Genomic DNA, 13103 nt, shown 5'->3' with positions numbered 1-13103 from the left:
GCGATCGCGTCGAGACGATGTTCTCGTCGCTTGCAATAACATCACTTTTTTTAACAAAACCCTTTTAAAAAACCATGCCTAACCCCTTTAAAAATCCAAAATCAGACAATTTTAATCCGGTTGACCCCGCGCGATCGCATCCAATTTGAGATTGACGTTTAAACCTTATCCAAATCCCTCTGAAAACGACCTTAAACCCATAGTTTAGGGCATTTTCATCAAAAGAAGAGATTAAATTTATCTCAGTCAATCCGCCAATTGCGCGAAAAATTCGGCGGTTTTGGTTCCCTCATTGCCATTTCCCGGACAATGAGTTCGCCTCTTCGATCGCCATTTTTAAATTGCCATTAAAATTGCCATTAAAATTGCCATGAATACGCAAATCGGCATTTTATCCGACCTGGAGCTGGACGCCTCGGGACGGGATTGGTTCGTACAATGCTCGGAAAAAATGAGCTTCGGACTCGGGGACGAATGGACCGTGGCTCCGAACGACGACGGTCGAGAACGGTGCATTTACCCGGATTTATACGTTGTGGAACGAGGACGAGTGCGAATAGTCGCCATCGATCGCCAGCGCCAGCGAGCGGTCTGCGCTGCAGTTCTGCAAGCGGGAGATCTCTTCGGCGCCGACGACTATTTCAATCCCGACCCTCTCCCCTACCGGGCGATCGCCGCCAGCGACGGCATCCTTTACCGCCTCGCACGCGATCGCCTGCTTGAGTGGATCGCCGCCAATCCAGGGCTGGCAACTGCTTTACAAGAACGCAACCGACGACGACAACGGCAAATATTTTACAAAACCTGCGTTCCCGAGACGCGATCGCACTCCAGCTACGACCTCGCCGGGTTCGTCCCCCACCTCCAAGAACTCCACCTTGCGGCAGGAGCCAGATTGAGGGAGCTGACCCCCGCAAGGCGCGGGCGCTTTTGGCTGCGACGGGGGGAACTGTCACCCCCGCAAGCGATCGGGAGCAGTTGGGGCTATCCCGACGATTCCCCAGAGGAGGCGATCGCCGCGAGCGAGCTGTGGTTGTACGTCTTGCCGCGAGAACGCTGGGAACGGGGGGCGATCGTCGGTCTCGGTGGTGAGGCGCCCTCGGTGAGTGGAGGTCGAGCCGCCGTCGCTTCCCTCACCGTTCCCGTCGCCGTCGAGTCCGAGACCGATCGCGAGGTGCCGCACCGATCCGAACCGGAGCCAGGGGCGATCGCCTTTCCCAAACCCCTGCAGCGTCGCGTGCAAGACTGGTTCGCCCGCTATCCGACCGTGCGCCAACAATCCTCGTCCGACTGTGGCGCCGCCTGCCTTGCCAGCATCGGCCAATATTGGGGGAAACGCTGGAGTTTGAACGCCTTGCGGGAATTAGCCGGAGTGGGGCGATCGGGGGTCGGCTTGAAAAACTTAGCCAAAAGCGCCGAACAGCTTGGATTTCACGCCCGACCCGTGCGCGCCTCCTTCAGTCGCTTGGCACCGATCGCCCATCCGTGGATCGCCCACTGGGAAGGTATGCACTACGTCGTCGTCTATCGCGTGGGCGGCGATCGTCTCTGGATCGGCGATCCGGCGATCGGCAATCGCACGATCTCGCGGGAGGACTTTCTCGCCAGTTGGACCGGATACGCCCTCTTACTCGATCCGGGCGATCGCCTCCAAGACCTCGATCGCAGCAAAACCTCATTAACTCAATTCGGAGCCGTCCTGTGGCCCTATCGTTCCGTCGCCGTTCAAATCGTCCTCGCCTCCCTGCTGCTGCAAATCTTCGGCGTCATTACCCCCTTATTCACTCAAATCATCCTCGATCGCGTCGTCGTCACCAAAAGCCTCAACGCCCTCAATATCTTCGCCCTCGGCTTACTGCTGTTCGGAGTCGGCGCGATCGCCCTCGGCGCCGTCCGCCAATACCTGCTCGATTACTTTTCCAACCGGATCGACCTGACCCTGATCGCCGGATTTATCCGTCACGCCCTCAGTTTGCCCCTCAAATTTTTTGAATCTCGGCGCGTCGGCGACATCATCACCCGGGTTCAAGAAAACCAAAAAATCCAACACTTTCTGATCCGCCAAGTCGTCCTCGCATGGCTCGATTTCCTCATGGGATTTATTTACCTGGGGCTAATGGCGTACTACAACTGGCATTTAACCCTTTTAGTCCTGGCCATGATTCCGCCGATCGCCCTGTTTACGGCGATCGCCACCCCCTTCATGCGGCGCGTTTCCCGGCAAGTTTTCAACAGCGCTGCCGAACAAAACTCCACCCTCGTCGAAATGATGAGCGGCGTGGCGACCCTCAAAGCCACCGCCTCCGAAGTCAACTTGCGCTGGCGCTGGGAAGACCACCTCACCCAATTTCTCAACGCCCAATTTCGCGGTCAAAAATTGGGCAACACTTTACAATCCGTCGGCGGATTTATCAATACCGTCGGCAGTACGGTCCTGCTGTGGTACGGCGCCACCTTAGTAATTCACGATCGACTCTCCATCGGTCAGTTGGTCGCCTTTAACATGATGTTGGGGAAAGTGATTAACCCGGTGTTGGCGATGGTCAACCTCTGGGACGAACTGCAAGAAGTCTGGATTTCCCTCGAACGACTCGACGACGTGTTTGGGGCGCGACCGGAAGAAACCCCCCAACAGCAATTGCTCGCCCTACCAACCTTACGCGGGACGGTCCAGTGCGAAGCGCTCACCTTCCGCTACGACGACGACCAAGAGCGCAATACCTTAGAGAATATTTGTTTTGAGATCGAAGCGGGTCAGACTGTGGCGGTGGTGGGTCGCAGTGGGTCGGGGAAAACGACTTTGATGAATTTATTGCAAGGGTTGTACGAGCCGAGTAGCGGGCGGATTGTCATCGACGGTCACGATATCCGACATGTTTCGCCGTCTTCGTTGCGACGACAGATCGGGGTGGTTCCCCAGGAGTGTTTTTTATTTTCGGGGACGATTTTGGACAATATCACCCTATATCGGGAGAATGCGACCCTGGAAGCGGCGATCGCCGTGGCGAAATTGGCGGAGGCGCACGGGTTCGTTCAAGATCTGCCGTTGGGGTATTACACGAAAGTGGGAGAGCGCGGATCGTCGCTTTCCGGCGGACAACGGCAACGGATCGCGATCGCCCGGGCGTTGTTGGGCAATCCGAGGATTTTGATTCTCGACGAGGCGACCAGCTCGTTAGATACGGAATCCGAGCGCCGCTTTCAGCAGAACCTGACTCGAATCAGCCGCGATCGCACCACGTTGATTGTCGCTCACCGCCTGTCTACGGTCCGTCATGCGGACTGCATTCTGGTTCTCGATCGCGGCGTCCTCGTCGAACGAGGAACTCACGAAACCCTGATGGCCGCTCGCGGTTTGTACTATCACTTAGCCCAACAACAACTGGATCTTTGAGGGCGCAGATTTGAGGGGCGTGATTGGAAATTGCGTTTTTTGGGTAAAATCTACGTGTATCTACTGAAACACCAAGTGATTGATTCGATAAATCTTTAACAAAGTCAGTTCAAAATCGATTGTTTATAAAATAACTGTAAAGATAGCTACAAAATCTGCCATTTTGGCAGAGTTATCGCCGATCGTATCCTAGTATATTTACGGATGCTGTCGGCGATCGAAAATCAGTACTTCAATCAATCGGTATTCCTTTACGAATAACTCCAACGGCGCCGCGATCGTGCTAGGAAGAGCGAGAGGTTGTAGTGAAGTGGAGCCATTAAATATATACGTTGAGGATCGCTCTAATGATGAATGCGAACTCCCCCATCCCCCGAACAACTGGCATCGACCCCCCCGGCGGCGGCGAGTTCGTCGTGAGGTCGCCAGACAACATCGAGAGAGAAGCGAGCCAGATCGTCGGAGGGGTTGCGATTTCACCGTCGGCGCGATCGCCCTCCCCAATCTGGGAGGAGCAAGAGACCCCGGCGCCCGCGTTCCCGGAGACTGCAGGCGATCGGGCCGACTGGTCCGGCGCCGTGCAGCACTTGCTCGACCAACCCGCCGCCGGGTTGACCCGCTACTGGCTCGCAGGCAGCCTTATTTTTTGTGCGATATTTTTGACTTGGGCCGCCGTGGGAACCGTCGAGGAAGTCGGGCGCGCCCCCGGTTCCCTCGTGCCTCAAGGGCAAGTGTATAAAATTCATCCGGCAGAAATGGGGAAAGTTACCCGTCTGGCGGTGGCAGAAGGCGAACGAGTGGGAGCTGGGGCCGTGTTGGTCGAGTTGGATCCGGAAATGGCGCGCTTGGAAGTCGAGCGACTGCAAGAGCAAGGGACGGCGTATCGCTTGCAGGAGCGGCAAACCCGAGAGTTAATCGCTTCTCAAGGGTTGGAGGCGAAGACCCGCGAGGCGATCGCCCGAGCCGAGATCGCCGGGGGACGGGCGGCGATCGCCCAAGCGGAAAGTCGTGTGGCGACAGTGGGGCAATTGTTGGAGCAGTTGCGCGCTGAAGTGAGGGCGCTCGAAATCCGGCGCGATCGCCTCGAACCTTTGCAGGAGACCAGTACGCAATTGTTGGAGCAGTTGGAAGGGGATGTCGCGACGTGGGAGCGACGGCGCGATCGCCTCGAACCCTTAGCCCGTCAGACGGAAGTTTTAATTGCCCAGTTGGAAGAGGAAGCCGAAGCCCAACGGGCTCGGGTCGCCCGCCTCGAACCGTTGGTGGAAGAAGGGGCGATTTCTCAGGAATTTTTGTTTCAAGCGGAACAAGCTCTGCGCCAGAGTGAGGAGGCGATCGTCAGAGCGCAGTTATCGGAGCAAACGATCGCCCGCGACCGTCTCGACGATGCGACCCAAAATTTGCGCGATCGCGCCACGGCCATTTTAAAAACTCAGTTAAGCGAGCAAATGTTAGCGGAAGATCGGTTATTTGAAATCGAACAAAGTTTGCGAGATCGTGAGGCGAAAATTGCTGAAACTGAAGGGAATTTGAGCGAGGCGATCGCCGAACTCGAACGACTCGAAGCCCAATTGGCCCAAACCGAAGCCGAAGCCGAACGCGCTCGGCTTGAATCTCGACAACAACTCGAAAAACTCGCCCTTCAACTGACCGAAATTCAAGGTAAAATCGGCGAGACAGAAAAGCTGCTCGACACGGCTAAAGCTAAACTCGCACGCCAATTTATTAAGGCTCCCGTTTCCGGAATTGTCTTGTCTTTAGCGATGGATCGTCCCGGCGAAGTCGTCGAACCCGGACAGGAAATCGCAACGATCGCCCCCGAACAATTGCCGCTTATTTTATCAGCGCACTTACCCGAACGCGAAGCGGGATTTGTTAAGAAAGGAATGGCGGTACAGGTGAAATTTGACGCCTATCCCTATCAAACTTACGGCATTATTCCCGGGACGGTGACATATATTGCTCCCGATAGCCAAGAAGATCGCGAACTCGGAAAAATTTACCGTGTCGATGTTTCTTTGGCGAAAACGGCGATCGAACATGAAGGGAAAACGATTCATTTCAAACCCGGTCAGACGGCGATCGCCGAAATTGTAATTCGGGAACGCAAGATCGCCGACGTCTTACTCGATCCGATCCGTAAAATCAAAGAAAGTGGCATCACCTTTTAATTGTTTTAATTTCTTTATTTTTCGATAGCAACAATCAGGAGTTTTAACAATGAGTTTCAATAACTTTTCCTATTCTTCTCATAAAAAGCTCGATAAAGTTATGACTGTAGATCAGTTTGAATGCGTTGTCGAAGCTATTTTAGCAGGTCGCTATTCTTGGGCCTGCGTTTTGATTTTACGCTTTGGCGGTTACAACCCGTTGCACTACATTCCTTACCGAACTTACAACCGCTTAGTCAAAGAGAACGAATTAGGCATTCAAGCAAGCGGTCATCGCCTGAATCATAGCGATCGCGAAGAAGAGGAAGTTTCCGAGAAGTCTGCACGCCCTAACAAGAATCTTAAGGATTTAACCTATCTCGAAGTCGTGCGCGATCGGGGAAATAAAGTTGAAGGTAAAGGCAGCTACTTCGATGTTCATTCGACAATCGACTTTTGCGATTTCTTCTCCAGAAAGTTTTAATTAAACTCCACACTATAGCAATTCTCACCGGGAATGAGAATTGCTATTTTTCGTCAAAACTTGTAAGAACTTTGGATACAGCAGTCGCGATCGCTTCTTCCTAAATATTGCTGTAGGGAGGGGCGATCGGTGTCACCCTTCAAAGCCTCTTTGAAGCATTGACTCTCATAAATTTTTCTCTGTATGAAATATACCCGCCATGAGGTATTTTTCTAACGCTTTTCATGGCTATTTTTATATAATAAAATAGCTTTTTATAAGCAATTTGTCCAACTTCATAAATTTGTATTTATTAGAGAAAATCTGCCAAAATGGCAACACAAATCCTCAAATCTTTTCTAAGATAAGTTATCTCGAATAAAAGAGGACATTACTGTAAGCATCAATCCCCTTTACGCAAAATAAAGAGAGCAATGCTTCAGCAGTAAAGCTATCCAAATGAGGACAAAAAAATGATCGTTTCAGAACTCAACTATTTGGAAGAAGTTAGCGAAGCCAATCAAGTGACCGGAGCGGCTGATGCATCTAGTTCCACCTATGTTTTGGCAGGCGGGTTGCTAGCTAGCGTTATGACTGGAACTACGGCTGAAGCGAATGAAAGTTTTGACTTGTGGTACGGTTATTACAGCAGCTCTGCACGCACGAGCGGTTACGTGAGTGGTTTAGCACTGTATGGATCGGTTATTGGTTCTAGCTCTAGTATGGCATACGCTTAATCCTAGTTTGGTAATGGGGGAGCTGACGAAGTTGAACTCTCCCCACCTATTGGGTCGTACTCCACGAGCAGCACCGAATTATCCGATCTCAATCGGTGATTTCAAGTCTTATTTTTTCCGTATTTTGACAAACTTTTTACCAATCATTGAGGAGCAATCCAATGAAACTTACCGATCTCAATCATCTCGAAGTTATTAACAATACCGATCGCCTCGACGGTGCTGGATTCGCTTTAAGTGAAGCCACTGCTGCAGGTATTGGCGTCTTAGTCCAGGTCGAAATGGGTACTTTTTCAGAAGCTGGTCGTATCGATAATTTCTTCAGCTATGTTTCCTATGGTATTACCGGGGCTCAAGCTGGAGGTCTCGTTCTGGGCGGTAGCATTGGCGCTTCAGCATACAGCTTAGCGATTAGCTAGTCAATAAAATCGGAAGTATCGGCAGTCAACTCCTTTATTTGGAGATCTTGCTTCTATAACATATCCTCCTTTTTGAAAGGGGGGAGGAGGGTATTTTTCTAGTGAAGTAAGAGAAAAGTTGGTCGGGCGGGCGTCTTGCCCGCCATTCTTACCACAATTATTGTCTGAATTCAAATAACCGTAAAACTTATCTAGATCGAGGAGAAGATCGACTATGATTGTTTCTGATTTGAGTTACTGTGAACTTGCCCATTTAAACGACGATCTTCAAGGAGGAGCCATCACAGAAATTACCATTTCTGGATTGGCGATCGGTGAGTTTACAAAAGTGGTTCTGGAAACCGGGGCTTTTGCAGTTTCTTTGCCCTATGGAGCTTCGGTCTCGTTCAGTAGTGGGGTAGGTATTTCTGTGGCTGTTAATTTGCCGGATATTCCTTCATTTTCACTCCGGTAAGGACGCAAAGGGGTTCGGATTTTGCAAATTCATGTAACTTTCTCTCCCAAAAAGGGGCTGCAGCTCCGCTTTTCTCCGATCGCCAATTGACATCATTTAATAGTCTTCTCATTTTTGAAGTTCACTTTAACCTCTATTTCCTCGAAAAATTTATAACTAAATCTGGCGCGATCGCGTCAGAAAGATTTGTCTTATTTCGAGTGGTAAAAACCTGGTAATCTTGGCGACTGATGGAAGTGGAAACCCAAGGGCGATCGCCTAATTTCAACTAATTTTACAAAAAATTTTATCCGTGAATTAGCGCGATCGCCCCTCGATCTCCCGACCTAGTGAAACAGTCAACCGACAACAAAATTAACGAAGAAAACGAGGAAAACGAGGTTGTCAACGCTATATACAGGAGTTCGATCGCCATGCCAGAATTAGAAGAATTGATTGCGATCGCCGATCCCGACTCGGCGATAGTTGAAGCGTGGGAAGACATCCCAGGAGACGATTCTTTAGCGGAGTTCGATCCCGACAGTCCCAGCAGCAGTGCGTCTGCCACGAGTACGGCCTTTGTAGATGAAACGGGGGCCGGAAGCAGCAGCGAAGCGATCGCCACGTCCCCCACTGGAGACACTGTAAGTGAGAGTGAGTCCGCTTTCTCTCCCGAAGCAACAGCGAGCAATAGTGCGGCGACGGCAACCGTTACCAGCGAGGCGCCTCCGACGGCGACGGCATCGGCTGAAGTCCCGGAACCCTCAGTCTCGGAAGCTCCTATCGAGGAACCTGCTATTTCCGACAGCCCCACCGACCTCAATCCCGTCAGGGAAGAAAATGACCTCGACACGGGCAGTACACCCGCAACGAACGTTACCGAAGTCTCTGCCAGTAGCACGGCAGTTGCCGATTCTACGGGAACGATAATTAGCAGCGAAGCGACGGTCACCGCGACGACGGGAGAGGCGCAAACGGAGACTGTAAGCGTATTTACGCCCACAGAAACGGAAAGCGGCACCTCGGCGACGGCGATCGCCTCGGCAACAGAAACCCCGATCGCCAGTGCTACTAACAGCACGTCAGAACCGCCACCGCCTCCGAGCGAAAGTGAGACCCCGATCGCGATCGCCGCCACCACAAACGCCGAACCGCCACCGCCGATCTCACCGCCACCACCGATCTCACCGCCACCCCCCATCGTCGAGATCGATCCGATCGAGCTGCCCCCAGACGTGCTAGAACCCGGAAGCCCTTTGGGGACGGCGAGTGACGACAATATTTTAGGAAGCGCCGATGACGACTACATGCGGGCGATGGAAGGAAACGACGCCATCACGGGAAGTATTGGGAACGATATTCTCAATGGTAATAAAGGCAACGATACGGTTACCGGAGGCGAAGGTGACGATATCGTTCGCGGCGGACAAGGTGACGATCTTTTGTTAGGTAACAATGGTGACGATATTCTCATCGGCGATTATGGAACCGATACCCTGATTGGCGGAAGCGGCGCCGATTGGTTCGTGTTGAGAACGGTAACGGCATCGGAGAGTCTCGCTTTAGCCGATGTAATTCTTGATTTCAATGCCGACGATTTTGATAAAATAGGGATAGATAATGGTGTCTCTCTCGAAAATATTGTTTTGGAATCTGTCGATTTTAACGGCGATGGGGCGACAGATTCGACGGTCGTTAAAATCGGATCGAGTGGTGGTGGAGAAGCTATTTTAGGAGTGGTGTTGGGAACGGTCGATGCTTTTGGGAATACCACCCTAAGCTTAGACGATTTTGTCGTCGTCAGCGACGATATTCTAGCCAAAGGTTAATAGACGATCGCCTTTTATTGAAGGATGAAATCGGCGATCGAGCTATCCTCAATGGGCCAACGGGGGTTCTCAGATACTTGTAAGTTTTAATGTCAACAAAGTCTAGGTTTCGATCGCCTTACGGGTATCAATTTTTCTTCGGATCGGAGTGCAAATTTATACGCTAACTGTTGCTAAGGTGAATGTTTTAGAACGAGCGATTATCCCCAACGATATTATTGACTTCCTGAAAAAAGAAATGCGTTTTCAGGAAGTCATGCAGGGGATTTTGTTTCAAAAAATTATTGACCGGGTAGCACGGGAGCGATCGCTAGAGGTCGGCGATGCAGAAATTCAAGCACGAGCTGATGAATTTCGGTTGCAACATCGACTGGAAAAAGCATCGGATACACTAGCATGGTTGCGCGATCGCGGGATTTCCATTGAAGATTGGGAACGGGGGATCCGCGATCGGATTTTAGCAGAAAAATTAGCCCATGCTTTATTCGACGACGATCTCGAAAGAATTTTCACCGAAAATCGAACGCAATTCGATCGCGTTTTACTCTATCAAATTATCGTTCCTTACGAAAAAATTGCTCGCGAATTATTTTATCAAATTGACGAACAAGAAATCAGTTTTTATCAAGCCGCACACTTGTACGATCTCGACGAACGACGACGGCTTTATTGTGGTTTTGAAGGAGAAGTTACCCGGTCGAGTTTGCCCCCCGTTCTGGCGTCGGCAGTATTTGGCGCTCGCATCGGCGAAGTTCTCGGTCCGGTGCATACCGAACGGGGGTATCATTTGCTGTTAGTGGAAGCGTCTATTCCTGCTGAATTGACTCCGCAAGTGCGCCGGGAATTACGCGATCGCCTGTTTCAACAATGGCTACTGCACGAATTAACCTATCAGTTGCAAACTGAAGAAATGCAATCTGAATCTAGCCAAACGTAAGAGATAGAACTGCAAGAAGGGCAACTTTAAGAGTTACCTCTTTTCGTCGATCGACTGAGGATCGATACCTACTATCTCGTTTTTGATTTTTGATAGCATTTATAGCGATCGGGAATGATTTTGAAATAGCCTTTGAATAAACGTGCTGGGGAAGGCGATCGCCGCAATCTTTTATATTTTTATTTCGTCAGCCCGTGTTCTAAGGCATAACGAACTAACTCCGTTCGACTATTCGTTCCCGTTTTACTAAACAAACGACTGACGTATTTTTCGACATTGCGCACGCTAGTTTCTAAAGTTTTAGCGATTTCTTTATTCATCAAACCTTGGGCGACTAAATCCAAAACACTTTGCTCTCTCGGGGTTAGATCGACCTTAATCGGTGGCGGTGTTTGGGCGATCGCGCTGCGCCCGGTCAGCAGGGACTTAATTTCGCCAATTTCGCGCGCTAACGAGGCAATATCCGGGGTTTCCCCGGTTTCCGGGCTTTGGGCGGCGCGACGGTCGAGCAAGTTTTTAACGATGGCCACCAATTCATCGGGGTCGAACGGTTTCGACAAGTAGGCATCGCACCCCGCTTGATAGCCTTGAATGCGATCGCCCGTCATCCCGCGCGCGGTTAAAAAGACGACGGGAAGCGCTTTAAATCGAGGATCTTCGCGCAGTTGCTTGAGAAACTCGTAACCATCGACATGAGGCATCATGATATCGGTAATGACCAATTCCGGCAGTTTCTGCTGCAAAAGTTCCCAACCCTGTTCGGCATTGCTGGCGACCTCTACCTGAAATCCTTCATCTTCGAGATAAGCTTGCACCGCTTCGCGCAAACCCGGTTCGTCATCGACCAATAATAACTGTGCTGACATTTTCCCTGACCCTTTTTCCTGGTTTTGTTTTCTTCACTCTAGCGAACTGTACGGGATTTAAGCGATAGGGGCGTGACCGTTCGCTGCGGCTGACTCCCCTCAATTTTAGGATCGTTTGAGTTCTTCCATCCGAACACTCAAATAACGATTTTCCCGAATTAAACGCATTACCGATTCAATACTCACTTTTGTTTCTCCCAAAGTAATTAATAAGTGCGATCCCATTTCTAGGGCGGCTTCAAATTCCGGCTGAACGACTTCGCGGGCGCCGAGATGGGAGAGCAGGTCGATTTCGTTGTTGTAATGACAGCGAGCGACGACATCGAGGTGAGGGGCGATCGCCAAGGCCCGTTTGAGCAACAAGCGCGTCGAAGCGGGATCGGGAAGGGCGATCGCCAAGGCTTTAGCTTTTTCTAAATGGGCTTTTTCCAAAACTAATTCCGAATCTCCATCCCCAAAAATATAGGGAATCTGATTCATTCTCAGCCGTTGAATGGCAGCTTCGCTATTTTCAATGACTAAAATTTTGTGGCCGCGATCGTGCAGAATATTGACCAACACTTGGCCGACTCGTCCGTATCCTGCCACGACGACGTGATTGTTAATCGTATCGGGAATAGAAAGGGATTTGACATTGCGAAACTGTCGTAAGTATGCTTCTAACAAGGGAAGTTCGGCCACGCGATCGGCCAAAACAGGAGACCATTTTAGAAAAAATGGAGTGAGGACTAAAGTAATTGCCGTAATGCCTAACAGTAACAAATACTGTTCGCGATCGATAAATTGTTCCTCTAAAGCAACTAAAGCTAAAACAAAGGAAAATTCCCCAATTTGGTTCAATCCTAAACTTACCGTCATCGCCGTTTTAAAAGAATAACCGAATTTTAAAACAATTGGTAAAATCACGATCGCCTTGCCGAGCATCACGACTATGACTAAACTGAAAATTGTATGCCAATTATTCGCTAAAACGACCGGGTCGATCAACATCCCGATCGAGGCAAAAAATAAACTCGCAAATGTATCCCGTAGGGGCAAAATTTTAGCCAGGGCTTGATCCGCATAATCAATTTCTGACATCATCAATCCGGCGACAAAAGCCCCCATTTCTACCGATAAACCCAGCGCCGCCGTCACCAAAGCGACGCCCAAACATAAGGCGATCGTCGTCAACAGAAATAATTCGCTACTTTCGGTATTGGCAACAGTTTTAATTAAAGGGGGTACCAGCCAGCGACCTGCCGCAAATGCTGCCACTAAAAAGAGCAGACCTTTAAGAACGGCAGCGATCAGGGCGCCAGTCAGATTGGCAGGTTCGTTGAGGGCGGGTAAAATCGCCAACATCAGCCCCAGGGCGAGATCCTGGGCGATTAAAATCGCTAACATCACTTGACCGTGAAGGGTATTGGTTTCCCCCCGTTCGGTCAAAGATTTGAGAACTACCGCCGTCGATGAGAGTGAGAGAATTGCCCCGAGAAAGATACCTTGAGTGAAGTTTTCTACCCAACCGACTCCGGTTGCGAGGAGGGCGACCAAGCCGATGGTGAGGCCAATTTGCAACAAGCTCCCTTTGAGGGCAATGTCTTTGACCCGTTTGAGTTCGGTCAGGGAAAATTCAACCCCGAGGGCGAATAAGAGGAACGCGACACCAATTTCGGCCAAGGCTTTGATTTGGGCGGTATCGCTCAATAATTTGAACCCAAATGGCCCGACAACTAGACCACTGACGAGATAACCGAGCAGTATAGGTTGTCCGAGACGCTTGCTGGTGTAGCCTCCGAGGGCAGACGCGCCCAAAACAGTCGTCAGGTCGAGAATGAAATGATGTTCGGCGGCCATGTCAATTTAAAGCAGAGGTGAACAACTCACAGTTAA

General features: G+C 50.6%; 10 protein-coding genes. 8 read left to right on the top strand and 2 right to left on the bottom strand.

Annotated elements, in window-relative coordinates; translation table 11 throughout:
* Positions 1-370 precede the first annotated feature (370 nt).
* From HCG48_RS20410 to HCG48_RS20375, 8 genes are all read left to right on the top strand, one after another.
* On the top strand, positions 371-3394 hold the full coding sequence (locus HCG48_RS20410; RefSeq protein ID WP_168570810.1) for a peptidase domain-containing ABC transporter: 3024 nt from the start codon (positions 371-373) through the stop codon (positions 3392-3394).
* Between the two features lie 347 nt (positions 3395-3741).
* Positions 3742-5565 carry a beta-barrel domain-containing protein gene (locus HCG48_RS20405; RefSeq protein ID WP_168570809.1) on the top strand — a complete coding sequence of 608 codons (1824 nt, stop codon included), beginning with the start codon at positions 3742-3744 and terminating at the stop codon, positions 5563-5565.
* A 49-nt stretch (positions 5566-5614) separates the two neighbouring features.
* Positions 5615-6028 (top strand): HetP family heterocyst commitment protein, encoded by a 414-nt coding sequence (locus HCG48_RS26230; protein ID WP_168570808.1) that lies wholly within the window; start codon positions 5615-5617, stop codon positions 6026-6028.
* Positions 6029-6480: 452 nt separating this feature from the next.
* Positions 6481-6744, top strand: a complete 264-nt coding sequence (locus tag HCG48_RS20395) for a hypothetical protein (protein WP_168570807.1) — start codon at positions 6481-6483, stop codon at positions 6742-6744.
* Positions 6745-6905: 161 nt separating this feature from the next.
* Entirely contained in the window at positions 6906-7163 is a 258-nt protein-coding gene (locus HCG48_RS20390; RefSeq protein WP_168570806.1) for a hypothetical protein, read from the top strand.
* 214 nt (positions 7164-7377) lie between these two features.
* Positions 7378-7617: a hypothetical protein gene (locus HCG48_RS20385; RefSeq protein ID WP_168570805.1), complete on the top strand. Its 240-nt coding sequence runs from the start codon at positions 7378-7380 to the stop codon at positions 7615-7617.
* Positions 7618-8030: 413 nt separating this feature from the next.
* The gene (locus tag HCG48_RS20380) at positions 8031-9425 is read left to right on the top strand and encodes a calcium-binding protein (protein ID WP_168570804.1); all 1395 of its coding nucleotides are present in this window, start codon (positions 8031-8033) and stop codon (positions 9423-9425) included.
* Positions 9426-9573: 148 nt separating this feature from the next.
* Positions 9574-10362 (top strand): peptidylprolyl isomerase, encoded by a 789-nt coding sequence (locus HCG48_RS20375; RefSeq protein ID WP_246259666.1) that lies wholly within the window; start codon positions 9574-9576, stop codon positions 10360-10362.
* Between the two features lie 179 nt (positions 10363-10541).
* Here the strand turns inward: HCG48_RS20375 and HCG48_RS20370 are convergent, their stop codons facing one another.
* Both HCG48_RS20370 and HCG48_RS20365 read right to left on the bottom strand, forming a co-directional pair.
* Positions 10542-11228 carry a response regulator transcription factor gene (locus HCG48_RS20370; RefSeq protein WP_168570803.1) on the bottom strand — a complete coding sequence of 229 codons (687 nt, stop codon included), beginning with the start codon at positions 11226-11228 and terminating at the stop codon, positions 10542-10544.
* A 105-nt stretch (positions 11229-11333) separates the two neighbouring features.
* Positions 11334-13067 carry a cation:proton antiporter gene (locus HCG48_RS20365; protein WP_168570802.1) on the bottom strand — a complete coding sequence of 578 codons (1734 nt, stop codon included), beginning with the start codon at positions 13065-13067 and terminating at the stop codon, positions 11334-11336.
* Positions 13068-13103 lie beyond the last annotated feature (36 nt).

The sequence above is a fragment of the Oxynema aestuarii AP17 genome, from assembly GCF_012295525.1.
In the GTDB taxonomy this organism is placed as follows: domain Bacteria; phylum Cyanobacteriota; class Cyanobacteriia; order Cyanobacteriales; family Laspinemataceae; genus Oxynema; species Oxynema aestuarii.
Note: the sequence above shows the minus strand (reverse complement) of the source record. Positions and strands in the feature narration are given on the sequence as shown.